Source organism: Martinezella paranaensis (assembly GCF_014200235.1).
GTDB lineage: Bacteria > Pseudomonadota > Alphaproteobacteria > Rhizobiales > Rhizobiaceae > Rhizobium > Rhizobium paranaense.
The window spans coordinates 56200-80708 of the sequence record NZ_JACHBI010000018.1 but is presented as its reverse complement, the minus strand read 5'-3'; the positions used below and the strand labels follow the sequence as shown (position 1 = coordinate 80708).

Annotated in this window: 22 protein-coding genes; 19 read left to right on the top strand and 3 right to left on the bottom strand. The window is 61.1% G+C overall.

Annotation, left to right across the window (positions count from 1 at the left end; translation table 11 throughout):
• The first annotated feature begins 80 nt into the window (after positions 1 to 80).
• The 3 genes from GGD50_RS28805 to GGD50_RS28795 all read left to right on the top strand — a co-directional run bounded on the left by GGD50_RS28805 (position 81) and on the right by GGD50_RS28795 (position 2862).
• A complete protein-coding gene (locus GGD50_RS28805) occupies positions 81 to 884 on the top strand; it encodes an ATP-binding cassette domain-containing protein (protein ID WP_331371174.1) in 804 nt (267 codons plus the stop codon).
• Positions 885 to 922: 38 nt separating this feature from the next.
• Positions 923 to 1921, top strand: coding sequence for an ABC transporter permease (locus tag GGD50_RS28800; RefSeq protein ID WP_183940584.1), 999 nt, complete (start codon positions 923 to 925; stop codon positions 1919 to 1921).
• Positions 1922 to 2274: 353 nt separating this feature from the next.
• Positions 2275 to 2862: a DUF1349 domain-containing protein gene (locus GGD50_RS28795; RefSeq protein WP_183940582.1), complete on the top strand. Its 588-nt coding sequence runs from the start codon at positions 2275 to 2277 to the stop codon at positions 2860 to 2862.
• A gap of 37 nt (positions 2863 to 2899) precedes the next feature.
• On the opposite strand, the gene GGD50_RS28790 is transcribed toward GGD50_RS28795, so the two are convergent.
• Complete coding sequence (locus GGD50_RS28790) at positions 2900 to 3772, bottom strand: helix-turn-helix domain-containing protein (RefSeq protein ID WP_183940580.1); 873 nt, start codon at positions 3770 to 3772, stop codon at positions 2900 to 2902.
• Between the two features lie 95 nt (positions 3773 to 3867).
• Between GGD50_RS28790 and GGD50_RS28785 the strand changes: the two genes are divergently transcribed.
• Together GGD50_RS28785 and GGD50_RS28780 are read left to right on the top strand one after the other, a co-directional pair.
• Positions 3868 to 5430, top strand: a complete 1563-nt coding sequence (locus GGD50_RS28785; RefSeq protein WP_183940578.1) for a 4-hydroxyphenylacetate 3-hydroxylase N-terminal domain-containing protein — start codon at positions 3868 to 3870, stop codon at positions 5428 to 5430.
• A 10-nt stretch (positions 5431 to 5440) separates the two neighbouring features.
• Entirely contained in the window at positions 5441 to 5953 is a 513-nt protein-coding gene (locus GGD50_RS28780; protein WP_183940576.1) for a flavin reductase, read from the top strand.
• A gap of 133 nt (positions 5954 to 6086) precedes the next feature.
• Here GGD50_RS28780 and GGD50_RS28775 read toward each other — a convergent pair whose 3' ends face one another.
• Together GGD50_RS28775 and GGD50_RS28770 are read right to left on the bottom strand one after the other, a co-directional pair.
• Positions 6087 to 7565 (bottom strand): aldehyde dehydrogenase, encoded by a 1479-nt coding sequence (locus GGD50_RS28775; protein ID WP_183940574.1) that lies wholly within the window; start codon positions 7563 to 7565, stop codon positions 6087 to 6089.
• 57 nt (positions 7566 to 7622) lie between these two features.
• Positions 7623 to 9077 (bottom strand): APC family permease, encoded by a 1455-nt coding sequence (locus GGD50_RS28770; protein ID WP_183940572.1) that lies wholly within the window; start codon positions 9075 to 9077, stop codon positions 7623 to 7625.
• A 315-nt stretch (positions 9078 to 9392) separates the two neighbouring features.
• On the opposite strand from GGD50_RS28770, the gene GGD50_RS28765 reads away from it, so the two are divergent.
• The 14 genes from GGD50_RS28765 to hpaI all read left to right on the top strand — a co-directional run bounded on the left by GGD50_RS28765 (position 9393) and on the right by hpaI (position 24366).
• Positions 9393 to 10163, top strand: a complete 771-nt coding sequence (locus tag GGD50_RS28765; RefSeq protein ID WP_183940570.1) for an IclR family transcriptional regulator — start codon at positions 9393 to 9395, stop codon at positions 10161 to 10163.
• A gap of 12 nt (positions 10164 to 10175) precedes the next feature.
• On the top strand, positions 10176 to 11432 hold the full coding sequence (locus GGD50_RS28760; RefSeq protein WP_183940568.1) for a Tm-1-like ATP-binding domain-containing protein: 1257 nt from the start codon (positions 10176 to 10178) through the stop codon (positions 11430 to 11432).
• Positions 11429 to 12079: an HAD family hydrolase gene (locus GGD50_RS28755; RefSeq protein WP_183940566.1), complete on the top strand. Its 651-nt coding sequence runs from the start codon at positions 11429 to 11431 to the stop codon at positions 12077 to 12079. The genes GGD50_RS28760 and GGD50_RS28755 overlap by 4 nt, the downstream gene beginning before the upstream one ends.
• 16 nt (positions 12080 to 12095) lie before the next feature.
• On the top strand, positions 12096 to 13451 hold the full coding sequence (locus GGD50_RS28750) for an aspartate aminotransferase family protein (RefSeq protein WP_183940564.1): 1356 nt from the start codon (positions 12096 to 12098) through the stop codon (positions 13449 to 13451).
• Positions 13452 to 13453: 2 nt separating this feature from the next.
• Positions 13454 to 14737, top strand: coding sequence for an aspartate aminotransferase family protein (locus GGD50_RS28745; RefSeq protein ID WP_183940562.1), 1284 nt, complete (start codon positions 13454 to 13456; stop codon positions 14735 to 14737).
• Positions 14738 to 14744: 7 nt separating this feature from the next.
• The gene (locus tag GGD50_RS28740) at positions 14745 to 15752 is read left to right on the top strand and encodes a homoserine kinase (protein WP_183940560.1); all 1008 of its coding nucleotides are present in this window, start codon (positions 14745 to 14747) and stop codon (positions 15750 to 15752) included.
• Positions 15753 to 15818: 66 nt separating this feature from the next.
• Positions 15819 to 16205, top strand: coding sequence for a 5-carboxymethyl-2-hydroxymuconate Delta-isomerase (locus tag GGD50_RS28735; protein ID WP_183940558.1), 387 nt, complete (start codon positions 15819 to 15821; stop codon positions 16203 to 16205).
• A gap of 42 nt (positions 16206 to 16247) precedes the next feature.
• The gene (gene hpaE / locus GGD50_RS28730) at positions 16248 to 17765 is read left to right on the top strand and encodes a 5-carboxymethyl-2-hydroxymuconate semialdehyde dehydrogenase (protein WP_183940556.1); all 1518 of its coding nucleotides are present in this window, start codon (positions 16248 to 16250) and stop codon (positions 17763 to 17765) included.
• A gap of 40 nt (positions 17766 to 17805) precedes the next feature.
• Positions 17806 to 18786, top strand: coding sequence for a 3,4-dihydroxyphenylacetate 2,3-dioxygenase (gene hpaD / locus GGD50_RS28725; RefSeq protein ID WP_183940554.1), 981 nt, complete (start codon positions 17806 to 17808; stop codon positions 18784 to 18786).
• A 58-nt stretch (positions 18787 to 18844) separates the two neighbouring features.
• Entirely contained in the window at positions 18845 to 20299 is a 1455-nt protein-coding gene (gene gabD, locus GGD50_RS28720) for an NADP-dependent succinate-semialdehyde dehydrogenase (RefSeq protein ID WP_183940552.1), read from the top strand.
• A 154-nt stretch (positions 20300 to 20453) separates the two neighbouring features.
• On the top strand, positions 20454 to 21860 hold the full coding sequence (locus GGD50_RS28715; RefSeq protein WP_183940550.1) for a pyridoxal phosphate-dependent decarboxylase family protein: 1407 nt from the start codon (positions 20454 to 20456) through the stop codon (positions 21858 to 21860).
• A gap of 54 nt (positions 21861 to 21914) precedes the next feature.
• On the top strand, positions 21915 to 22745 hold the full coding sequence (locus tag GGD50_RS28710) for a fumarylacetoacetate hydrolase family protein (protein WP_425503999.1): 831 nt from the start codon (positions 21915 to 21917) through the stop codon (positions 22743 to 22745).
• Positions 22745 to 23548 (top strand): 2-oxo-hept-4-ene-1,7-dioate hydratase, encoded by an 804-nt coding sequence (gene hpaH / locus GGD50_RS28705; protein ID WP_183940546.1) that lies wholly within the window; start codon positions 22745 to 22747, stop codon positions 23546 to 23548. Before GGD50_RS28710 ends, hpaH begins: the two co-directional genes overlap by 1 nt.
• Positions 23549 to 23559: 11 nt before the next feature.
• Entirely contained in the window at positions 23560 to 24366 is an 807-nt protein-coding gene (gene hpaI / locus GGD50_RS28700; RefSeq protein WP_183940544.1) for a 4-hydroxy-2-oxoheptanedioate aldolase, read from the top strand.
• The last annotated feature ends 143 nt before the right edge of the window (positions 24367 to 24509 follow it).

Sequence of the window (24509 nt, the reverse complement as noted above, 5' to 3'; positions counted from 1 at the left end):
GGCGATTGATTGACGCTCTCACCAGGTTTTGCATAAATATAAGCAGTCGCTTTTCTAGGAGGAGATCGGGGAAGCGAACCGTGGTCCGAGACGAGCATGGGCATCTGTCCCAAGCCGGCAGGGTTCGGGAGGCTAGAAGGCTGGTGGCGGTTCTCGAGCTTACAAATATTTCCAAGCATTTTGGTGCAATCCAAGCGGTCAACGACGTTTCGTTTTCGCTGGAGGCAGGACAGGTCGTCGGCCTCATGGGCGACAACGGCGCCGGCAAATCGACACTGGTCAAAATGATCGCCGGCAACTTCCGGCCGAGCCACGGAATGATGCGGCTCGATGGCGCCGAACTTGTACTCCATCGCCCGGTGGAAGCGCGGCAGCACGGCATCGAGATCGTCTATCAGGACCTCGCGCTCTGCAACAATCTGTCGGCGGCGGCGAACGTCTTTCTCGGCCGCGAGCTACGGCATGGCATCGGCCCTTTGCGCGTGCTCGACTATAAGGCGATGTACAAGCGAGCCGGGCAAATCTTCAAGGAGCTCAAGTCGGAGACCAGGCCGCGCGATCTCGTCAAGCAGATGTCCGGCGGTCAACGGCAGGCGGTGGCGATTGCCCGCACCATGCTGTCCGAGGCAAAGATCGTGCTGATGGACGAGCCCACGGCGGCAATTTCGGTCCGGCAGGTGGCAGAAGTTCTGAACCTGATCCGTCATCTGCGCGACCGTGGCATCGCTGTCATCCTGATCAGCCATCGCATGCCGGATGTCTTCGATGTGGCCGATAGGGTCATCGTGATGCGGCGGGGCAGAAAAGTCGCCGACAAGCCAATTGCAACAAGCTCCCCGGAAGAGGTCACCGGGCTCATCACCGGGGCTATCGAACAGGTCTAAGGCGGCAAGCGCGTTTCGCGAAGAAAAGAAGGTCGACAATGGCAATTACCCTGGACCGGACGATCGAGCAGAAGCAGCAAAGCTGGCTGGCCACCATTTTGGCGAGCCAGACCTTCTGGGTGCTGATCGCCGTCATTCTCGCCTGTCTTTTCCTGTCCTTTGCGACGGATTCCTTCGCGACGGCCAAGAACCTCTACAATATCACCCGGAACGTCACTTTCATCGCCATCATCGCTCTCGGAATGACGATGGTCATCGTCACCGGCGGTATCGACCTGTCGGTGGGGTCCGTGCTCTGCCTATGCAGCATGGTGCTCGCGGTGGTCATGCATGCCGGCTACGGTATCGAGGTCGGCATCGCGGCCTCAATCGGCACTGCGCTCCTGATCGGCGTCTTCAACGGCATATTGATCGCCTATCTCGGTTTTCCGCCCTTCGTCGTGACGCTGGGCATGCTGTCGATCGCGCGCAGCATTGCCATGGTCGCCTCAAACAACACCGTGGTTTTCCAGTTCGGACCCGATCACGACAAGCTGCTGGCGCTCGGCGGCGGCGCCTGGCTTTTCGGCATCGCCAATCCTGTGATCTACATGATCGTGCTGGCGCTGATCACCGGCTTCCTGCTGCGCTGGACCAGGTTCGGCCGCTATATCTTCGCGATCGGCGGCAATGAGCAGGCGGCAACGCTCACGGGCGTGCCGGTCAGAAAGATCAAAGTTGCCGTCTACATGATATCCGCCCTTTCGGCAGGACTCGCCGGCATCGTTCAAACGGGCTGGCTCGGCGCCGTCACCACCAATATCGGCGCCGGCATGGAACTCCAGGTCATTGCGGCCGCCGTCATCGGCGGCGCCAATCTCGCCGGCGGCGTCGGCACCGCCTTCGGTGCACTAATCGGAGCCGCGCTGATCGAGGTGATCCGCAACAGCCTCGGCCTGCTCGGCATCAATGCCTTCTGGCAAGGGACCTTCATCGGCGGTGCGATCGTGCTTGCTGTGCTCTTCGATCGGATCCGCAATTTCCGACAGAGCGAATAGCGAGAGCAATTCCAGAAAAGCAGCAAGTCTTAGTCAAACTTGTTCTGGCGTCCAAAATCGATCCCTCGCGGATAAGTGCATGCCCGCTCGTTCGCTGCGAACTCCAAAGATTAGCGTTCGCCTGGACTAAAAGCTGTCAAACGTCGAGTGGTTGGCATGCTCCATACGTGGTGCGCAACAGCTCATACGGGTCTTTCCGAAGCAAAAAGCTACTCAAAGGCTGCACTTCACGACGATGGCCGGCGGACAGCTTGCACCCGAATTCATTCACCGTTACCGAGACTACCTGCATGCCGGCGGCCGCTCGGCAGCGGTGCGATTCAATCGCGGGCGGAAGGAAATAGGAGAGAATAATGAATCTGAACGCGGCAAATCGCGTGAACCCCGAATTCGGCACATTTACCGTCACTGACGACAGTGTGGAGATCGAAGCGCTTGGCGGAACGAATTATTTCGTCAGCCCGGACGGGTCCGCGCCGGAGCTAAACGCGCCGTCGCTGGAGGTTGCCGTGGCCTCGCATGTCTTTGTTCTCCAGGTGAAGGTTACCGCCGCTCTCGCCACGATCTATGACGCCGGTGGGCTGATTATCCGCGCCGCGTCTGGCCACTGGGCCAAACTGGTCCACGAGCTGTCCGCGCTCAATGACGCTACCATCGTCTCCGTTGTAACGCGGGACACGTCCGATGATTGCAATTCGGAGGAGCCGAATACCGAGTCGGTCTATCTACGAATCCACAAGAACGGCAATCTGGTCGCGTTTCATTGGTCGCTCGACGGGCGCTTCTGGAAGATGGTGCGAATCTTTGTGCTCGGCTCCGCGGGCGAGCCCTTTTGTGTAGGGCTGATTGCTCAGGCGCCGCTCGGCCAGCCATGTAGGGTGAAGTTCGAGGAAATCGCCACGTCATCCGTGCGGATCGAAAACTTGCGCGACGGCATCTAGATCGGCGAAATATTCTGATTGAACCTGTTTCTCGTTATCATTCCGGCTGTAGGTGACGCCGGCGCCAAGCGGCGGGCGCTTCGCCGATCCGCTTGCGAAAGAAACGTGAAAAATAGGCCGGATCCTCGAAGCCGATCTCACGACCGATGTCTTCCACCGGTCGAACGGTAAACATCAGGAGACGCTTCGCCTCCAGCAGCCGCCGCTCCAATAGCAACTCCTTGACAGACCGCCCGAAGACTTCGCGGGCTGCCTTATCGAGGAGATGCGGCGTGGTCGCCAGCAGGTTCACATAGGCTCCGACGGGCCAATCCTTCTTGTAGTGAAGATCAATGGCACGGCGCAGCGCAAGCCCAAGCGCGACCGTCGGCGAGGTGGATGGTAACGCCATGCGGCCGCCGATACGGCCCATGAGGGACAACACGACGCCGATCAGGCCGCCCAGAACCTTCTCGCCTTCGGCTCCCCGCTCTCGATATTCTTCCGCAATCATGTCGAGAAGCGTGCCGAGCTTTGACCATGCCGGATCCGACGGTTGGCCGGTCAGGAAAATCGGAACGTCGAGGCTGAGATCCACCTGTGGCGCGAGCGCCTTCAACATGTCGTCGGAAACCGAGACCACAATGGCATCCGATGTGTCCTCGACGTCAAACCCGTGGACGACATTGCTCGGGACAAAGCTGATCGCCGGAGCAGAAAAGTTCCAAGTCTCATCTTCTATTCGATAGGTTCCGCCACCCTGGAACCAAAAGGTGATCTGCCCCATCAGCGGATGCTGGTGGGGCGCAACATGGCCGAAATGCAGCGTTTTGCGCTCCATCACCGTTTCGACATGCAAAAAGCCGACCTCAAGCGAACGGCTCGGCTCGCCATAGACAAAGAAATTCGGAACTTCGCTTCGCAACGTCATGCCGGAAAAAGTACCAGCGAATTAGAGAGTTTGTCCATGGCCGCGCGTCGCGTTCCGAATTAGCTTTTGTCAATATCTCAATGGAGGAATACGAGATGCGAGCTGAAGATCATCGCAGCGACAAGACCCGTCCGTTTACCGGCGCCGAATATCTGGAAAGCCTGCGCGATGGTCGCGAAGTCTATATCAATGGCGAGCGCATTGCCGATGTGACGGCGCATCCCTCGATGCGCAATTCCGCACGCTCCATCGCGCGCATGTATGATGCGCTGCACGACGAAAAGTCCAAGGAGCGCCTGACCTCACCGACCGATACCGGCAACGGCGGCTACACCCACAAATATTTCCGGGTCGCGAAGTCTTCCGCTGAGCTCGTGGCGCAGCAGGGCGCCGTCGCCGATTGGGCGCGCATGTCCTATGGCTGGATGGGCCGCACGGCTGATTACAAGGCGGCGCTCATGAACACGCTCGGCGCCAATGCCGACTGGTACGGTCCGTTCAAGGACAATGCGCTTTCCTGGCACAAGCGCGCGCAGGAATCCGTGCTGTTCATGAATCACGCGATCGTCAATCCACCGATCGACCGTCACAAGCCGGCCGATGCCGTCAAGAATGTCTTCGTTCATATCACCAAGGAAACCGATGCCGGCATTTACGTCTCCGGCGCCAAGGTGGTGGCGACGTCTTCGGCGCTCACCCACTACAATTTCCTTGCTCAGAGCTCGGCAACGGTCACGGAAGACCCCTCGCTGTCGGTGATGTTCATCGTGCCGATGAATGCGCCTGGCATCAAGATGTTCTGCCGCGTCTCCTATGAGCAGACCGCCAATACGGTGGGACATCCGTTCGACTATCCGCTGTCGTCACGCTTTGACGAAAACGACGCGATCCTTGTGCTCGACAACGTCTTCGTGCCTTGGGAGGATGTGCTCGTGCTGCGCGATGCGGCGAAGATCCTCTCCTTCCATCCGGCTTCCGGCTTCATGCATGGCTATTGTTTCCAGGGCTGCACGCGTTTCGCCGTCAAACTCGATTTCATCGCCGGACTGCTGGCCAAGGCGCTGCGGGCCACCGGCGGCGATGCCTTCCGGGGCAATCAGGCCGCACTCGGCGAAGTCATCGCGCTTCGCCACATGTTCTGGTCTTTCTCCCACGCCATGGCCTACAATCCTCAGCCCTGGGCCAATGGCGCGGTGCTGCCAAACATGGAAGCCGCCCTTTCCTACCGCACCTTCATGTCGGAGGCCTATCCGCGTGTCATCGAAACGGTGCGCAAGGTCGTCGCCTCGGGCCTCATCTACTTGCCCTCTTCAGCCAAGGATTTCAGCAATCCGGAGATCGACCGCTACCTCGCCCAATATGTGCGCGGCTCCAACGACATGGGCCATATCGAACGCATCAAGATCATGAAGTTGCTCTGGGATGCGACCGGCACCGAATTCGGCGGACGGCATGCCCTTTACGAGCTCAACTATGCCGGTGCGCCGGAAGAGGTCCGGCTGCAGGTGCTCAAGGGCGCCGAACGAGGCGGCCGTTTGAAGGAGATGGAAGCCCTCGTCGATCGCTGCATGAGCGATTACGACGAAAACGGCTGGACTGGAGACACCTGGCTCCCGCCGCTTGGGCAAACCTCCCCCATCCGCAATGCCGCCGAGTGAGGCCGCTGCCATGGAGGAGCAACTCTCGAAAACCGAATTCCGCAACGCGATGGCGCGGGTCTGCGCGCCGGTCAACGTGATCACCACCAACGGCCCCGCCGGCCGCGGCGGCTTCACCGCCACGGCCATGTGCAGCGTCACCGACGAACCGCCGACACTGCTGGTCTGCATGAACAGCCGCTCGACACAAACAGCCCTCTTCTTCGAAAACCGTCGCTTCTGCGTCAACGTCCTGACGCAGGAGCACAAGGAACTAGCCGGCTACTTTGCCGGCCAGCGCGAAGACATGGACGACCGCTATGCCGCAGCGGAATGGATCGACTTCCGTTCCGGCAGCCAGGCGCTTTCAGACGCGATCGTTTCCTTCGATTGCCGCTTGACGGAGGCACGTCTCGTCGGCACCCACCATATCTTCATCGGCGAAGTGATGGATATTCGCAGTCGCAGGGATGGGCACGCCCTTCTCTATTTCGACCGTAACTATGTGCATGTGCCAACCCAATCAGGCAGCTTCGGCGGGTAGACCTCCGCCTGATCGCTGGAAACAAACAGGGTGCCGACGATCGCGCGGCACCCTGTTTGCATGACAAGAAGAGCATTCCGACAATCTGGACTGCCGCGTCGCCTAAATTGAAACGACGCGGTCCCGCATCACGTCAGAGCTGGATCCACGCCGTCTTCAGATCCACGTATTTGTCAAACGCATGCAGCGACTTGTCGTGGCCGTTACCCGATTGCCTGACGCCGCCAAGCGGCACGCTGTTATCGGCGCCGCCATAGGTGTTGACATGCACCACGCCGGCGCGAATTCCGCGCACCATTCGATGGGCCCGCGACAGGTTCGACGACCAGACAGCGGAAGCCAGACCATATTCCGTGGCATTGGCAATCTGCAGAGCTTCAGCCTCTGTTTCGAAGGGAATGATCGACAGGACAGGCCCGAACACCTCTTCGCGTGCCAAAGTCATGGACGGGGTGACATCGAAGACGGTCGGTCGCATGTAGTAGCCGCCGGTTTCCTCAAGAATGCGCGAGCCGCCGCTACGCAACGATGCGCCCTCCGATACCGCCTGCGCGACATAGCCGAGGTCCTTCTTCAATTGGATCTCGCTGGAAATAGCGCCCGCTTCCGTCGTCAACTGCAGGGGATCGCCGACTTTCATGCTCTCGGCGATGCGGGCGACCTTCTCCGAGAAGGTGGCATGGATCGACTTTTCGACGAGTAGCCGGGAGCCGGCGACGCAGACCTGGCCGGAATTGCGGAAGATGCCGTAGGCCGACACCTTGGCCGCCTGATCGAGATCCGGCGCATCGGCAAAGACGATGTTCGGGGACTTGCCGCCGAGCTCCAGATAGACGCGCTTCAGATTTGAGCGCGCCGAATATTCTAACAGTCGCCGTCCAATGGGACCGGACCCGGTGAAGGCGAGCACATCGATATCCATATGCAATCCCAGCGCCTCGCCGCAGATGGCGCCGCGCCCGGTGACAACGTTGAACACGCCTTCAGGCAATCCGGCCTCAGTACAAATTTCGGCAAGTTTGAGAAGCGTCAGCGATGCACCTTCAGCGGGTTTCAGCACGACGGAATTGCCCGCGGCGAGCGCCGGAGCAATCTTCCAGGCGCCGATCATCATCGGGAAATTCCACGGCACGATCGCGGCTACGACGCCCACCGGCTCGCGATGGATCAGACCCAGAATATTCTCTGCCGTCGGGGCGATCTCGCCATAGACCTTGTCGGTCGCCTCAGCATAATAGCGGAACGTGCCCGCGGCGCTGCCGGGCTCGGCCTTCAGGGCCATAGAGATTTCCGTGCCGTTGTCACGTACGCCAAGCACGGCCAGTTCGAGCGCGTTCTTCTCGATCAGCTCGGCGATCTTCAGCAGCACCTTCTTGCGCTCCGCCGGTGCGGCTTTTGACCAAGTCCCCTTTTCAAAGGCATGTCGCGCAGCCTTGACCGCAAGATCGACATCTTGCTTGCCGGCATCGGCGATGGTGGTCAGTCTCGTTCCATCGATCGGCGAAACAACGTCCATCGCAGCACCGCTGGCCGCCTGGCGCCATGCACCGCCGATAAACAATGCCTGTGGGGGAACGGGTAGTGCCCGGAGCTGGTCGATCTTGTCCTGCATCTCATTTTCTCACAAAGAGGGTGGCGGGTCTTTCCCGCCACCGCGATTGGAACGGCTTCAGGCTTCCTGGCCGGCGCCGAGGCGGGCAAAGCCTGCCGCATCCGAAGACTTCAGGCGGGCCGCTGCGACAAGCCCGATGACTGCAGCGATCAGCACGAGGCCCGGCAACAAGACGGCGAGCACGCCATTGGCACCAGCGATCGCGCCGAAGTTCGCCGAGATGTAATAGACGAGCGCCAAAAGGATCAGGCCCGTCACGATCGGCAAAACCTTGACTGCCAATGCGTTGCGTTCCAGCCCAGGATTTCGGGTGAAGAACACCACGATCGAGAAGGCCGTGAATGCCATTAGCAGAATGATTGCCAGCGTGGCGACATTGGTGAGCCAGGAGAAGAGCGCCAGCACCGGATCCTGACCCGTCACCGCAAAGAGCGCGACCACGAGCACGGCGATGACGGTCTGGATGGTCGAGCCGACATGCGGGCTCTGGAAGATCGGATGCGTGACGCCGACCGACTTCGGCAACAGGCCCTCGCGACCGGCGACATACATATAACGTGCCACGCCATTGTGGAACGCAAGGACGCCGGCAAAGAGGCTGGTGATGAAGAGAACGCTCATCACGACCGTAATCCAATGACCGACATAGCGCTCGGCAAGACCGAAGAGGAACGTGGTCGGATCGGCAAGGCCTTGCAGGGTCGGAACGAGTTTATCGACGCCGGCACCGTTCACCATCAGCCACGAGGTCAGCATGTAGAAGAGGCCGATGATGAGAACTGAAATATAGGTTGCGCGCGGTACGGTCTTTTCCGGCTCGCGGGCTTCCTCGCTGTAGATGGTCGTTGCCTCAAAGCCGATGAAGGCGGCGAAGCAGAACAGGAGGCCGATGGCAGGCGTCCCGCTCCAAAAAGCGGTCGGGGTGAAGGGTGCTGCGGAGAGACCGGCATCGCCGCCCTGGACGAAGATGGCAGCGTCGATGATGAGCACGACCAGATATTCGAGAATGACGAGCACCATCAGCACCTTGGCCGATAGGTCGACGCGTCGGTAGCCAAAAACGGCAACGAAAGCGATGCCGACAAAGCTCCAGACCCACCAGGGAAGATCAAGGCCGAGCTGCTCGGCAAAGAAACCCTTCGTAGCCGCCCCGAAAAGCCCGAGAACGCCGACCTGCATGGCATTGTAGGCGAGGATGGCGATCAGCGCGGCAGCGCCGCCCATGAGGCCGCCGAGACCTTGGGCCGTATAGGCATAGAAGGCGCCGGCATTGCGGATATGGCGCGCCATGGCGACATAGCCGACGGAAAACAGCAATAGAATCCCTGTCACCAATAGGAAGGTCAGCGGGATGCCCGGCCCGTTGCCAAGCATCATCGAAAGCGGCACGCCGCCAGCGACCGCGGTGAGCGGCGCTGCGGCCGAAACCACCAGAAACGTCACGGCACCCACGCCGAGGCTATTTTTGCGCAACTGGTTTTCAGCCGGCCCTTGCGAATTTTGTGTGTTCATCTGCGTTCGTTCCCCTTGTTGAGAATATCCGATCATCGCTGCGATTGCGCGCAGGCGACCTCCACCAAAACCGGACTGACGAGCGGGGCTTGAGCTTTTGTTGATTTTACCGCCATCAGCGCTTAAGGTTCATTATTTGAACCGTAGCTTCAAATATAGACTTGCAAACATTGCCGGCCTCTGTCAAGTTATTTCGCATGTTAAGTATCTTGGGTCGCTGCTATCGTGTCGCGGCGCAAGGTCGGCGACCTGATGTGACGGAAGCTTCGGCCGGACGCACGAAATCAGAACCCGACCCGCCCAAGAGGAGGAACGATGAGCACGATCGGAAAGGCGCTTTCATTGCTCGATACCCTGTCACGGCTGGACAAGGAGGCGGGCCTCACCGACATCGCCCGCCTGTGCGCGCTGGACAAGGCAACCGCACGCCGCTTTCTGGTGGAGCTGGAAAAGCACGGCTTCGTCGAGCAGGATCAGGATACGCGCCGCTATCGCATCGGATCGGCGCCGGTTCGCCTCGCCCGCATTCGCGAAGCACGCTTTCCCCTGTTGCGGGTCGCGATCCCGTTCATCAAGTCGCTCGCCGAATCGTCAACCGAAACGGTACATCTTTCGGAATTCTCCGGTGGGCAGCTCTCGACCATCCATGTGGAGGATTCGCCCCGCGCGCACCGCATCATGATCGATGTCGGCAGCCTCTTGCCTTTTCATGCCACGGCGTCCGGCCTCGCTTTCCTGGCATTCTGCCCGCGGTCAGAGATCGAGGAAGCCCTCAGAAAGACGCTCGAGAAATTTACCGATCACACCGTTGTCGACCCGCAGCGTGTGCGCGATCTGCTCGATGAGACGGCAGCACGTGGCTTTTCCATCAGTGACCAAGGTCTCGAAGCCGGCGTCATCAGTACCGCGGCGCCGATCCGCACGCCCAACGGCCATCCGATCGGCTGCGTTGCTGTTGCGGCACCGCTCTCTCGCACCGCGAAAGCAACCATTCACGAATTCGGCGCGCAGGCAGTCGCTGCGGCCAATGCGATCTCAGAAAAATATTACGGGTCGGAAAGACCCATGGGAACCATTCCATCATAGGAGGACAGATTGATGAGCCCTGATGAGGCCCCCTCGCCAAGGATACTCGTCGTCGGAACCGGTGACACCAAATGCGATGAACTGCAATTCATGGCATCCGTCATCCAGGAAGCCGGCGGCCAGCCGGTCATGGTCGATGTCAGCGTTCTCGGCGATCCGCCCTATAGAGCGGATTACTCCAAGCACGACGTTGCAAACGCCGCCGCAACCTCGATCGAGGCAATCGCCGAAAGCGGCGATGAAAACAGCGCCATGGCGGCCATGGCAAAGGGTGCGGCTGCGCTGACCCGCCGCCTCTATGACGATGGACTGGTCGACGGCGTCATCGTGCTCGGCGGCTCCATGGGAACGGATCTGGCGCTCGATGTGGCTGCCGTCCTGCCGCTCGGAGTCCCGAAATTTGTAGTTTCGACCATCGCTTACTCCCATCTCATCCCGCCTGAACGCATAGCTCCCGACCTGATGATGATCCTCTGGGCCGGCGGCCTCTATGGCCTCAACAGCATCTGCCGCTCGGTCCTTTCGCAGGCCTGCGGTGCGGTCGTCGGCGCGGCGAAGCACGGCACCAAGCCCGATCGCAAACGGCCGCTCGTCGGGATGACTTCACTCGGCTCGTCCTGCCTGAAATATATGAAATATCTACGCCCTGAGCTGGAAAAACGCGGCTATGACGTCGCCGTGTTCCATTCCACCGGCATGGGCGGACGCGCCTATGAAGCGATCGCCTCTCAGGGCGACTTTGCCGCCGTCTTTGATTTCTGCATCCAGGAAGTCAGCAATCATCATTATGGCACCGTCGTCACGTCCGGCCCGGACAGGCTCGAAAATGCCGGACGCGCCGGCATTCCGCAGATCGTTGCACCCGGCGCGGTCGACATGGTCGATCTTCAGGCGTGGCAGGCCCTGCCGGAGATTTTCGCCGATCGCCCCTATCACGCCCATAACCGGCTGATCGGATCGGTGACGACATCGCCGGAGGGACGACGGGAGGTCGCCCGGTTGATCGGGCAGAAACTGCAACGCGGCGGTGCGAAAGTCGCTTTCCTGCTGCCGACCGAAGGACTGCAGGAATGGGATAAGCCGGATGAGCCGCTGCATGACCCTGATGGCCTCGAAGCTTTCATAGACGAAATGCGCCGGGCCATTCCGGCTACCGTTACGCTGCGGGAAGTCGATGCGCATATCAACGCACCAGCCTTTTCGGCGGCGGCGCTTACCATCTTCGATCAATGGGTAGCCGAAGGCGTCATTCCGGAGGGGCGGCCATGACACAAGACCGCGCTCTTATCCTCGACTTCGGCGGCGTCGTCACCCGCACCCTTTTCGAAACGCACGACATCACCGAACGCACGCTCCGCCTTCCAAAGGGATCGCTGACCTGGCTCGGCCCGTTCGACACGACAACGGACCCGCTCTGGGTGGCGATGCAGAACCGCGAAATCACCGAACGCGACTATTGGCTCACACGTGCCGGCGAAGTCGGCGATCTGGTCGGCGAGAACTGGACGGATATGCAGACCTTCGTGCGCCGAGCGCGTGGCGCTGAACCGGAACTGGTTCTCCGGCCGGAAGCGCGCGACGCCATCCTGCGCACGAAGGAGGCGGGCCTCAAGCTGGCGATCCTGTCGAACGAACTCGATCTCTTCTACGGCATCGAGTTCCGCCAGCGTTTCCCCCTGGTTGATCTTTTCGATGTCATCGTCGATGCCACCTACACGAAGATCCTCAAGCCCGATCCGCGCTCCTACGAGCTCGTTCTTTCCGAGCTCGACCTGCCGCGCGAGGCCTGCGTCTTCGTCGACGACCAGAAGAAAAACATCGAGGGCGCCAAAGTCGTGAACCTGCCTCACGTGCATTTCGACGTGACCTGCCCTGCTGAAAGCTACGCCCGCGCACTTGCCATGCTCGGGCTCTGAACCAAGAGGAATCGATATGCGTGAAACCAATTTCATCATCGAAAACAACGCCCGCCACCTGTGGCATCCGATGGCCCATCCGGCGGAAATGCAGGCAAATCCACCGCGGATCATCAATGCCGGCGACGGCGTCGAGATCGTCGATATCCACGGCAGGAAGGTGCTGGACGCGGTCGGTGGCCTCTGGAACGTCAATCTCGGCTATTCCTGCGAGCCGGTAAAGAAGGCGATCCGCGACCAGCTCGACGAGCTGCCCTATTATTCGACCTTCCGCGGCACGACGAACTCGCCGCTGATCGAACTCTCCTACGAGCTTGCCGAATGGTTCAAGCCGGATGGCCTCAGCCGTTCCTTCTTCACCTCGGGTGGCTCGGATTCGGTCGAAACCTGCCTGCGGCTGGCGCGCCAGTACCACAAGGTCAACGGCGAGCCGGAGCGCACCAAATTCGTCGCGCTGAAGAAGGGCTATCACGGCACGCATTTCGGTGGCGCCTCGGTGAACGGCAACCAGAACTTCCGCCGCAATTACGAGCCGCTGCTGCCGGGCGTCATCCACCTGCCCGCTCCATTCACGTATCGCAACCCGTTCAACACTACCGACGGCGCGGAGATTGCGGCTGCTATCGGCAGGCTCTTCGAGGATGAAATAGCCTTCCAGGGTGCCGATACCATCGCCGCCCTGATCGTCGAGCCGGTGCTCGGCGCCGGCGGCGTTATCGTCCCGCATGACACCTTCCTGCCGCTGATGCGCGAGATCTGCGACCGACACGGCATCCTGTTGATCGCCGACGAGGTCATCACGGCTTTCGGCCGCACCGGCGCCTGGACCGGATCGCGCCTCTCGGGCGTCCAGCCGGACCTGATGTCGACGGCCAAGGCGATCACCAACGGCTATTTCCCCTTCGGCGCGGTGATGATCTCCGACAAGGTGGCGCAGGTCTTCGAAAGCAGCAAGGGTCCGGTCGGCAGCATCGGCCATGGCTACACCTATTCCGGCCATCCCGTCGGTGCCGCCGCAGCACTCGCTACCTTGAAGGAAACCAGGCGGCTCAATGTCGCCGATAATGCCTCGGCTCGCGGCGAAGAACTGCTGGCCGGGTTGAAGAAGCTGCAGGACAAGCACGAATTGGTGGGCGACGTGCGTGGCAAGGGCTTGATGTGCGCCCTCGAACTCGTCAGCGACCGCGCGAAGAAGAGCGGTGCTGCCAAGGATGTCGTGCAGAAGGTTCAGGATGCGACCTATGACGCCGGCGTTCTGGTTCGCACGTCTGGCACCAACGTCATCATGTCGCCGCCGCTGATCCTGACCGCCGAGAATGTTCAGACCATCCTGACCGCGCTCGACGCAGGTCTCGCCGCAGCGAGGGGCTGATCATGTCCGAGAACGCAGCCCTCATCGCGCGACGCGAACGGCTTCTTGGCCGAAACATGTCGCTCTTCTATGACGACCCGGTGCATCTCGTGCGCGGCGAAGGCGTCTGGCTTTGGGACGCCGACGGCCGCAAATATCTCGACTGCTACAACAATGTGCCGCATGTCGGCCATTGCAATCCCCGCGTGGTCGAAGCGATCACGCGGCAGGCGTCGACGCTGAATGCCCATACGCGCTACCTGCACGAAGGCATTCTCGACTATGTCGAGCGGCTGACGGCAACCTTCGACAAGAGCCTCAATGCGGCGATCCTGACCTGCACCGGTAGCGAAGCGAACGACGTGGCGCTACGCATGGCCCAGGCCGTGACCGGCAAGACCGGCGTCATTGCTACGAACCATACCTACCACGGCAACACGACCGCGGTGTCGCAGCTATCGACCCGCATGCCGCCGGTCGGCGGCTTCGGCGGCCATGTCCGCCATGTGCCGGCGCCGGACAGCTACCGTCCTCTCGGTGGCGAAGGTGGCGATGCCTTCGCCACGGCATTTGCAGCCGAAGTCGAGAAGGCGATCGCCTCGCTTCAGGATAGCCCGCACGGTTTCTCGGCCATCATCATCGATCCGTTCTTCGCCAATGAGGGCTTTCCGGATCTACCGCTTGGCTTTCTCGACAAGACGATCGCAGCCGTGCGCAAGGCCGGCGGTCTGGTCATCACCGACGAGGTCCAGCCCGGCTTCGGCCGCACCGGCTCGCACATGTGGGGCCATCAGCACGCCGGCATCGTTCCCGACATCGTGACGCTCGGCAAGCCGATGGCCAATGGCCATCCGGTCGGCGGCGTCATTGCCAATGTCGATACGATAAATGCCTTCCGCAAGGCGTTCCGCTATTTCAACACCTTCGGCGGCAATCCTGTCTCCTGCGCGGCGGCCATGGCCGTGCTCGATGTCATTGAGGATGAGAACCTCATCGAGAATGCCCGCAACGTCGGCGAATATACGCGCGATGCGTTCAAGAGATTGGCGCAGAAGCATTCGATCATTGGCGATGTGCGCGGCAGAGGCCTCTTCATGGGCACGGAATTCGTGTTGGACAGGCAAACGAAGGAGCCGGCCTCCGCAGAGGCGACCCGGATCGTCAACGCCATGCGTGAACGCGGCGTGCTGATGGGCAAGATCGGCATTCACCAGTGCGCTACCAAGATCCGCCCGCCGATGCCATTCTCCAGGGCAAATGCCGACTTCATGTTGTCGATCTTCGACGACGTATTGTCCGGCCTGTGAGGCTGATATGGCTGATCAGTTGCCGCAGACTATACGGGATGCTCTACAAAAGCGTGCGCTGGAGGCACTGGACCATTGGTCCGCGCAGGCTCGCGAACCAGTCCTGATGAAATATCGGGAAAATGCCGTCTTCCGCATTGTGCTGAGAGACGGGCAATTCGCCGCGCTTCGGTTGCATCGGCCGGGCTATCACGACGAGACGAGCCTGCGCTCGGAACTGCATTTCATGGCCGCCCTTAAGCTCGGCGGCCTCGACGTGCCGAGCCCGGTTCCGACGCGCAACGGGCAAAGCCTCGTCCTCCTGCCGGCTAACAAGCATTTTCCCGAACAGCATGCCGACGTGGTGAGCTGGATCGATGGCCTTCCGCTCGGCCAAACTGGCATGCCGCTGTCGCAATCGGCTGAGATGCAGGTGGACGTCTTCTTCCGCGTCGGTCAAGGCATGGCAACCATGCACGAGCTTGCCGATACCTGGGAGCCGCCGGAGCGCTTTCGCCGGCCGGCATGGGACGCCGAAGGCTTGCTCGGAAAAAAGCCGCTCTGGGGGCGCTTCTGGGATTGCCGAGGCCTTTCATCCGACAGCTCCGCCGCGCTCTCGGCATTGCGAGATGAGCTGCGTCATGCGCTTGCGGCGATATCTCCAGACGACCTCGACTACGGCCTAATCCATGCCGATCTCGTGCGGGAAAACATCTTCCTGACGGAAAACGAAAGCAACGTTGCCTTCATCGATTTCGACGATGCGGGACATGGCTACCGCGTCTTCGATCTCGCGACCACCCTGTTGAAAAACCGCAACGAGCCGGCCTATCCCGCAATCGAGAAAGCGCTGCTAGGCGGCTACCGCAGCCGACGCGCGCTTTCCGGCGCAGCGCTGGCAAGCCTGCCGCTCTTCATGGTGCTGAGAAGCCTCACCTATATCGGATGGCTGGCCGAGCGTCCTGAAACTCCGGACGCCCCGGCGCGCCTGTCGCGTTACATCGCTGAAAGTCTGGAGATGGCAAGAAAGCTCTAGGCCGCCGCTTGACATCTTCGGCATAATTGTTAACGTGTTAAATAAATGAGGGGTTGGGAGGACTTCATGCCACATCTCGCCATCGAATATTCGGCCAATCTGGAGGGCCGTGCCGACATCGGCGCGCTCTGCGAGATGCTGCTGAAGACGGTCCTGGAGACGGGCCTTTTCGAGGTTGGTGCCGTGCGTGTGCGCGCCTTTCGCGCCGACCACTACGCCATCGCCGACAAGCTGCCAGAGAACGCCTTCGTCGACCTGAACTTCCGGATTGGGAAGGGCCGCACGGACGAAGAGAAAAAGCGCACCGGCGAAGCGATCTTCGCCGCGGCCATCGACACTCTCGGCCCCCTCTTCGAGACTCCGCATTTCGCGCTGTCGCTGGAGATCCGCGAGATCGATGCGGAACTGAGCTGGAAGAAGAACGCCATTCATCCGCGGCTGCGCGGCAAGTGACACTTCCCCTCACGGGACGACATAACATCAAAGGAATAGACGATGTCCAAACTGCAGGAAAACATCGCAAAGGCGGAAGCCTATCTTGCCCGGTTCAAGGAGCGCGGTGTCCTGAACCGCATCAATGGCGAGGATGTGCCTGGTGATGATGGCTCGACCTTCGAGACCATCTCACCGGTCGATCTGAAGCCACTTGCCACCGTCGCCCGCGGCAAGGCGGCCGATATCGATCGCGCTGCAAGGGCCGCAAAAGCCGCCTTTGCCGAATGGGCCGCCATGCCCGGCGATACGCGCAAGAAACTCCTGCACAAAATAGCTGACGCAATCGTTGCCCGCGCCGAAGAAATCGCCTTCGTCGAATGCATGGATACCGGACAGTCGCTGAAGTTCATGGCCAAGGCCGCCCTGCGCGGGGCGGAGAACTTCCGCTTCTTCGCCGACCGCGCGCCGGAGGCCCGTGACGGAAAAGCGATACGCGCTGACGGTCAAGTGAATTTGACGTCCCGCGTGCCGATTGGCCCCGTCGGCATCATCACGCCCTGGAACACGCCCTTCATGCTGTCGACCTGGAAGATCGCGCCGGCGCTTGCCGCCGGCTGCACCATCGTCCACAAGCCGGCCGAATTCTCGCCGCTGACCGCGCGCCTGCTGGTGGAAATCGCCGAGGAAGCCGGCTTGCCGAAGGGTGTTTGGAATCTCGTCAACGGTTTTGGCGAGGATGCCGGCCGCGCGTTGACAGAGCATCCGCTGATCAAGGCCATCGGCTTCGTCGGCGAAAGCCGCACCGGCTCGATGATCATGAAGCAGGGTGCCGACACGCTGAAGCGCGTGCATTTCGAGCTTGGCGGCAAGAACCCGGTCATCGTCTTCGCCGATGCCGATCTGGAGCGCGCCGCCGACGCCGCTGTCTTCATGATCTATTCGCTAAACGGCGAACGCTGCACCTCGTCCTCGCGCCTGCTGGTCGAGGAAAGCGTCTATGACAAGTTCACCAACCTCGTCGCCGAGAAGGCCAAACGCATCAAGGTCGGCCATCCCCTCGATCCCGAGACGGTGATCGGCCCTCTCGTGCATCCGGTGCACGAACAGAAGGTGCTGGAATATATTGAGATCGGCCGATCGGAAGGCGCAACGCTCGCCGCCGGCGGTGAGAAGGTCAACGGCCCGGGCGGCGGTTGCTATGTCTCCCCCACTCTGTTCACCGGTGCCAACAACAAGATGCGCATCGCCCAGGAAGAGATATTCGGGCCGGTGCTGACCGCTATCCCCTTCAAGGACGAAGCCGATGCGCTGGCGCTCGCCAACGACGTCCAATACGGCCTGACCGGCTATCTCTGGACGTTGGACGTGACCCGCGCCTTCCGTTTCACCGACCATCTCGAAGCTGGGATGATCTGGGTGAACTCGGAAAATGTGCGCCACCTGCCGACCCCCTTCGGTGGCGTGAAGAATTCGGGCATCGGCCGCGACGGCGGCGACTGGTCTTTCGATTTCTACATGGAAACCAAGAACGTCGCCTTCGCCACCAAGCCGCACGCCATCCAGAAACTCGGCGGCTGAGCCGTCAATACACATAAATGCGCATAAAGAGGAGGAACCCATGCCCCTGCCGAAACCCAATCTCTATCCACCCTTCAACATCGTGCGCCTTAGCCATGTCGAATTCGGCGTCACCGATCTTGCCAAGTCCCGCGCCTTCTATGTCGACACGCTCGGCCTGCAGGTGACGGACGAGACCGCCGACACGATCTATCTGCGGGCGATGGAGGAACGAGGCCATCACTGCATCGTGCTCAAGAAGTCCGACAAGGCCGAAGCCCGCGATCTCGGCTTCAAGGTGTTCGGCGACGAGGACCTCGACAAGGCCGCGCATTTCTTCAAGGACAAGGGCCTGCCGGTCGAATGGGTAGAGCGTCCCTACCAGGCGCGGACCTTCCGCACACGCGATCCACATGGCATACCGCTCGAATTCTATTCGAAGATGGACCGGCTGCCGCCGATCCATCAGCAATACGCCCTCTACAAGGGCGTGAAGCCGCTGCGCATCGATCACTTCAACTGCTTCTCGACCAATGTCGACGAAAGCGTCGCCTTCTATAACGAGCTCGGCTTCCGCGTAACCGAGTATACCGAGGATGAAGAGACCGGCCGTCTTTGGGCCGCCTGGACCCATCGCAAGGGCGGCGTCCATGACATCGCCTTCACCAATGGCCGCGGTCCGCGCCTGCACCACACCGCATTCTGGGTGCCGACGCCGCTCAACATCATCGACCTGCTCGACCTGATGGCAACCACCGGCTGGGTCGCCAATATCGAGCGCGGTCCCGGGCGTCATGGCATCTCCAACGCCTTCTTCCTCTATATCCTCGATCCCGATGGCCACCGCATCGAGATCTATTGCTCGGACTATCAGACCGTCGATCCCGATCTTGAGCCGATCAAGTGGGATCTGAAAGATCCGCAGCGTCAGACACTTTGGGGCGCACCCGCTCCCAAATCCTGGTTCGAACATGGCAGCTTGTTTGCCGGTGCTGACGTGGCCGAGCCTGACTTGAAGGCACAGCCGATCATAGCGCCTTGAACGGCTACTCCAGGTGCGGGCGAAAACGCCCGCTTTCTACCGTCGGCAGGAGACAGTCATGGATTTGAAAGACGCAACATTATTCCGGCAGGCCGCATTGGTCGGCGGCGACTGGATCGAAGCCGATCCCTCGAATGCGATCAAGGTCGACAATCCGGCGACGGGCGAGATCATCGGCCTCGTTCCCAATCTCGGTGCTGCCGAGACCAAGACGGCGATTGCCGCGGCCGAGATCGCACAAAAGCAATGGGCCGCCCGCACCGCCAAGGAACGTTCCGGCATTCTGCGGCGCTGGTTCGAGCTGATGATGGAAAACCAGGATGATCTCGGACGCATCCTGACGGCCGAACAGGGCAAGCCGCTTGCCGAGGCCAAGGGCGAAATCGCCTATGGCGCCAGCTTTGTCGAATGGTTCGCCGAAGAAGCCCGCCGCGTCTACGGCGACATCATCCCCGGCCACCAGAAGGACAAGCGCATTCTGGTGATGAAACAGCCGGTCGGCGTGGTCGCGGCGATCACCCCTTGGAACTTTCCAAATGCGATGATCACCCGCAAGGCCGGTCCTGCCTTTGCCGCCGGCTGCGCCATGGTGCTGAAGCCGGCCTCGCAGACGCCGTTTTCGGCAATCGCGATCGCAGTGCTGGCGGAGCGTGCCGGCCTGCCGAAGGGCCTCTTCAGCGTATTGACCGGCTCGGCCCGCGCCATCGGCGGCGAGATGACCGCAAGCCCGGTTGTGCGCAAGCTCACCTTCACCGGCTCGACCGAAGTCGGTGCCGAACTCTATAAACAGAGCGCACCGACCATCAAGAAACTTGGGCTGGAGCTCGGCGGCAATGCGCCCTTCATCGTGTTTGACGATGCCGATCTCGATGCAGCCGTCGAAGGCGCGCTGATCGCCAAGTTCCGCAACAACGGCCAGACTTGCGTCTGCGCCAACCGCCTCTATGTGCAGGACGGTGCCTATGATGCCTTTGCCGAAAAGCTTGCCAAGGCCGTCGGCGCGCTGAAGACCGGCAATGGTTTCGACCAGGGCATCAATCTCGGCCCGCTGATCGACGAGGCGGCCCTTGCCAAGGTCGAGGAGCATGTTGCCGATGCGCTCTCCAAAGGCGGCCGCGTCGTTGCCGGTGGCCATCGCCATCCGCTCGGCGGCCGCTTTTATGAGGCGACGGTGCTTGCCGATGTCACGCCGGCGATGGCTGTCGCGAAGGAAGAGACCTTCGGGCCGGTCGCTCCCCTCTTCCGCTTCAAGGATGAGGCCGATGTCATCGCCCAGGCCAACGACACCGAATTCGGTCTTGCCTCTTATTTCTATGCCAAGGATCTTGCTCGCGTCTTCCGGGTCGCCGAGGCACTGGAATACGGCATGGTCGGCGTCAACACCGGCCTGATCTCGACGGCCGAAGCCCCCTTCGGCGGCGTCAAGCTCTCCGGCCTCGGCCGCGAGGGATCGCGCTACGGCATCGAGGAGTTCACCGAAATCAAATATGTCTGCCTCGGAGGCGTCGTCTGAGGTCAAGGAAGGCCCTAGATAAAGCATAACCCATCCTGGATTCAGTCTCATGTCGAGGCAGCGGCATTGAAATGCTCAGCCGGCTGTTCGCCTCGAAAACATTGCGCAAGGGATGGCCCGGCGCCGAGATAACGCAGTACCAAGGGAATGATATATGGACAGCGAAGAATTCCGTCATTGGTCCCGAAAAGTCGCCGACTGGGGGACCGATTATCGCGCGGGCCTGCGCGAGCGGCCGGTGCGGGCGCAAACGAAGCCTGGCGACATCGCCCGACAAATCGCTGATGCGGCACCGGAGGCGGGCGAGGCCATGGAGGCGATCTTCGCCGATTTCGAGCGCATCATTCCTGATGGTCTGACGCACTGGCAGCACCCTCGCTTCTTCGCCTATTTCCCGGCGAATGCCGCGCCAGTCTCGGTAATAGCGGACTACCTTGTCACCTCCATCGCCGCGCAGTGCATGCTGTGGCAGACCTCGCCGGCGGCGACGGAGCTTGAAACTCGCGTGGTCGATTGGCTGCGGCAAGCTATGGGACTTCCGGACGGTTTTGCCGGTGTCATCCAGGATTCCGCCTCAACTGCGACACTCGCAGCCGTGCTTGTGATGCGCGAAAAAGCTCTCGGCTGGAAAGGCAACCGCGAGGGGCTTTCAGCGCACAAGGCCGTACGCGTCTATGCCTCAAAACAGGTGCACACTTCCATTGACCGAGCGATCTGGATAGCGGGCATCGGCGAGGCGAATCTCGTGCGCATTCCCACCAAGGGCCCGCTCAATGGCATGGACCCCGAAGCGCTGGATGCCGCGATCAAGGCCGACCTTGCCGCCGGCCATATTCCGGCCGGCGTCATAGCCTGCACGGGCGGCACCTCGATCGGTGCCTGCGACCCGATCCGCGCGGTTGCGGAAGTCGTGAAGGCGCACGGGCTCTACCTGCATGTCGACGCCGCCTGGGCCGGCTCCGCGATGATCTGCCCGGAGTTCCGCAGGCTTTGGGATGGTGTCGAGGCCGCGGACTCCATCGTCTTCAATCCTCACAAATGGCTCGGCGCCAATTTCGACTGCTCGGTACAGTTCATCCGCAGTCCGGAAGACCAGGTACGCACGCTCGCCATTCAGCCGGAATATCTGAAGACGCATGGCCATGACGGCATCATCGACTACTCCGAATGGTCCGTGCCGCTCGGCCGTCGTTTTCGCGCGCTGAAACTCTGGTTCCTCTTGCGCTATCACGGGCTTGAAGGGCTGCGCACCATGATCCGCAACCATGTAGCCTGGTCGGAAGAGCTGGCTAAACGGCTTGCCGCCGAACCGGATTTCGAACTCGTCAGCGAGCCGGTGCTGTCGCTCTTCTCCTTCCGCCATAAAGGCGGTGAAGACGCCGACCGGCACAACATTGCACTGGTCAACGCCATCAACGACGATGGCCGCATCTATCTCACGCAAACCCGCGTCGACGGGCGTATCGCTATCCGCTTCCAGGCGGGCCAGTTCGAGATGACCCACGATGACGCCGACACGGCCTTCACGGTGATCACCGAGATTGCCCGCAGTTTGACATAGGAGACCATTTTGACCGAACGGCCCCGCCTCGCCAGCTTTTCCCATCACGGCACCCTGAAATATGGTCTCGTCAAGACCGATGGCGTCGTCGACCTCTCCGCGCGCCATGGCGCGACATGGCCGACGCTCCGCGAAGTGATCGAGGCCGGTCGCCTCGTTCAACTCGCCGAGGAGGCCAACGCGCTAAAGCCGGATCTCGCCCTCGACGACATCCGCTTCGAGATTCCTATTCCCTCACCGGAAAAGATCATTTGCGTCGGCGTCAACTTTCCCGACCGCAACGAGGAATACAAGGATGGGCAGGCGGCACCTTCCAATCCTTCGCTCTTCATCCGCTTTCCGCGTTCCTTTACCGGACACGACCAGCCGCTGATCCGCCCGCCGGAAAGCGCGCAGCTCGATTATGAGGGCGAGATCGTCATCGTCATCGGCAAGGGCGGCCGCCGGATTGCCGAAGCCGATGCCTTCTCCCATATCGCGGCCCTGTCGCTCTGCAATGAGGGTACGATCCGCGACTGGGTGCGCCATGCAAAGTTCAACGTCACACAGGGGAAAAACTTCGATCGCACCGGCGCGATCGGCCCCTGGCTGATCCCCTTCACCGATGCAGCGCAGCTCGAGGACATCGAGGTTAAGACCCGCGTGAATGGCCAAGTGCGCCAAAGCGACCGCACCAGCCGGATGATCTTCTCCTTCCGCAAGATCATCAACTACATCTCCACTTTCACCACCCTTGTTCCTGGCGACGTCATCGTCACGGGTACGCCGACGGGCGCAGGCGCCCGCTTCGATCCGCCGATCTGGCTGAAGCCCGGCGACATCGTCGAAGTCGAAGCCGATGGCCTCGGCACCCTGAAAAACACCATCGTCGACGAGGTGCTCTGATGCTGTCTCATGACGAAATCCAAGCCGCCGCCGAAAACCTCGACCAAGCCGAGCGGACGCGCGTCCAGGCCGGGCTGCTGTCGCTCAAGCACCCAGAGATGACCATGGACGATTCCTATGCCATCCAAAACGCCTGGGTGCAGAAGAAGATCGCACGCGGACGCAAGCCGATCGGCTGGAAGATCGGGCTGACGTCGAAGGCGATGCAATATGCCCTCAATATCAACATCCCCGATTCCGGCGTGCTCTTCGACGACATGGTGTTCGAGGACGGCGCGACCGTGCCGGCCGACCGCTTCATCCAGCCACGCATCGAGGCCGAGATCGCCTTCGTGATGAAGGCGCCGCTCAAGGGACCGAATGTCTCGATCTTCGATGTGCTGAACGCCACCGATTTTATCACCCCTGCCCTCGAGATCCTCGATACCCGCATCCTCAGAGTCGATCCGGAGACGAAGAAGGCGCGCACCATCGTCGACACCATCTCCGACAACGCCGCCAACGCCGGCATCGTCACCGGCGGCCGCGCCGTGCGGCCCGACCAGATCGACATGCGCTGGATGGGCGCGATCGTCAGCCGCAATGCCGAGGTCGAGGAAACCGGCCTTGGCGCCGGTGTGCTCAACCAGCCTGCACGCGGCATCGCCTGGCTTGCCAATCGACTGTCGCAATATGGCGACGGTATCGAAGCCGGCCAGATCGTGCTTGCCGGTTCGTTCATCCGCCCGATCGAGGCACGGCACGGCGATACGATCAATGCCGATTTCGGTCCATACGGATCGGTCAGCCTGTTCTTTGCATGAAGGAGTGAGACATGCCTGCGCCTAGGAATCTTTTCAAACAGGCCCTGAAGGGAGGGCGGGCGCAGATCGGCCTCTGGCAGGCGCTCGCCAATGCCTACACTATCGAAATCTGCGCCGGCGCCGGTTACGACTGGCTGCTGCTCGATGCCGAGCATGCCCCGAACGACATACCGCTTCTCGTCTCGCAATTGCAGGCGATGAAGGGCACGGCCAGCCATGCGGTGATCCGTCCGCCGATTGGCGAGACCTGGATCATCAAGCAGATGCTCGATATCGGCGTGCAGACCCTACTCATTCCGATGGTCGATAGCAAGGAGATGGCCGAAACCATGGTCAGGGCGGTGCGGTATCCGCCGCATGGCGTGCGCGGCGTTGGTGCGGCCCTTGCCCGCGCTTCCGCCTTCAATCGCATTCCCGATTATCTGCAGACGGCCAATGACGAAATCTGCCTGCTTCTGCAGGTGGAAAGCCGCGCGGGGCTTGCCGCAATCGATGAAATCGCTTCGACCGAAGGCGTCGACGGCGTCTTCATCGGACCCGCCGATCTCGCCGCCGACATGGGCTATCTCGGCAAGCCAGGCGCACCGGAGGTTCAGGCAGAGGTCGAAAAGGCGCTTGCCAGGATCCAGTCGCATGGCAAGGCCGCCGGCATCCTGATCGGCGACCTCTCGCTTGCGAAACGCTATCTCGAGCTTGGCGCGACCTTCGTCGCAATCGGCAACGACGTCACGCTGCTTGCCAATGCGACGACCAAGCTCCTCGACGATTTCAAGAAGGCGGACGCCGCCAAGCCGCCCGCAGACGCAAAAGTCTACTGATTTCCCGAAGCTAATCTCCTTGGGCGCCTCGCGATCGGCGGCAGTCGATCGTGCGGTTTTCCGCGTCCGGCAGCCTGCGTTGTGCACGCTCAGTCAAAACGGAGTGCAGAGCTGGACGCGACGCGTCTGCACGCATCCGCCAT

Coding starts and splice junctions, on each gene's coding strand:
- GGD50_RS28745 (WP_183940562.1), top strand. CDS start 13,454: ATGTCCGAGAACGCAGCCCTCATCGCGCGACGCGAACGGCTTCTTGGC.
- GGD50_RS28750 (WP_183940564.1), top strand. CDS start 12,096: ATGCGTGAAACCAATTTCATCATCGAAAACAACGCCCGCCACCTGTGG.
- hpaH (WP_183940546.1), top strand. CDS start 22,745: ATGCTGTCTCATGACGAAATCCAAGCCGCCGCCGAAAACCTCGACCAA.
- GGD50_RS28780 (WP_183940576.1), top strand. CDS start 5,441: ATGGAGGAGCAACTCTCGAAAACCGAATTCCGCAACGCGATGGCGCGG.
- GGD50_RS28800 (WP_183940584.1), top strand. CDS start 923: ATGGCAATTACCCTGGACCGGACGATCGAGCAGAAGCAGCAAAGCTGG.
- hpaD (WP_183940554.1), top strand. CDS start 17,806: ATGCCCCTGCCGAAACCCAATCTCTATCCACCCTTCAACATCGTGCGC.
- GGD50_RS28795 (WP_183940582.1), top strand. CDS start 2,275: ATGAATCTGAACGCGGCAAATCGCGTGAACCCCGAATTCGGCACATTT.
- hpaI (WP_183940544.1), top strand. CDS start 23,560: ATGCCTGCGCCTAGGAATCTTTTCAAACAGGCCCTGAAGGGAGGGCGG.
- GGD50_RS28755 (WP_183940566.1), top strand. CDS start 11,429: ATGACACAAGACCGCGCTCTTATCCTCGACTTCGGCGGCGTCGTCACC.
- gabD (WP_183940552.1), top strand. CDS start 18,845: ATGGATTTGAAAGACGCAACATTATTCCGGCAGGCCGCATTGGTCGGC.
- GGD50_RS28785 (WP_183940578.1), top strand. CDS start 3,868: ATGCGAGCTGAAGATCATCGCAGCGACAAGACCCGTCCGTTTACCGGC.
- GGD50_RS28715 (WP_183940550.1), top strand. CDS start 20,454: ATGGACAGCGAAGAATTCCGTCATTGGTCCCGAAAAGTCGCCGACTGG.
- GGD50_RS28740 (WP_183940560.1), top strand. CDS start 14,745: ATGGCTGATCAGTTGCCGCAGACTATACGGGATGCTCTACAAAAGCGT.
- GGD50_RS28770 (WP_183940572.1), bottom strand. CDS start 9,077: ATGAACACACAAAATTCGCAAGGGCCGGCTGAAAACCAGTTGCGCAAA.
- GGD50_RS28790 (WP_183940580.1), bottom strand. CDS start 3,772: ATGACGTTGCGAAGCGAAGTTCCGAATTTCTTTGTCTATGGCGAGCCG.
- GGD50_RS28760 (WP_183940568.1), top strand. CDS start 10,176: ATGAGCCCTGATGAGGCCCCCTCGCCAAGGATACTCGTCGTCGGAACC.
- GGD50_RS28735 (WP_183940558.1), top strand. CDS start 15,819: ATGCCACATCTCGCCATCGAATATTCGGCCAATCTGGAGGGCCGTGCC.
- GGD50_RS28765 (WP_183940570.1), top strand. CDS start 9,393: ATGAGCACGATCGGAAAGGCGCTTTCATTGCTCGATACCCTGTCACGG.
- GGD50_RS28775 (WP_183940574.1), bottom strand. CDS start 7,565: ATGCAGGACAAGATCGACCAGCTCCGGGCACTACCCGTTCCCCCACAG.
- hpaE (WP_183940556.1), top strand. CDS start 16,248: ATGTCCAAACTGCAGGAAAACATCGCAAAGGCGGAAGCCTATCTTGCC.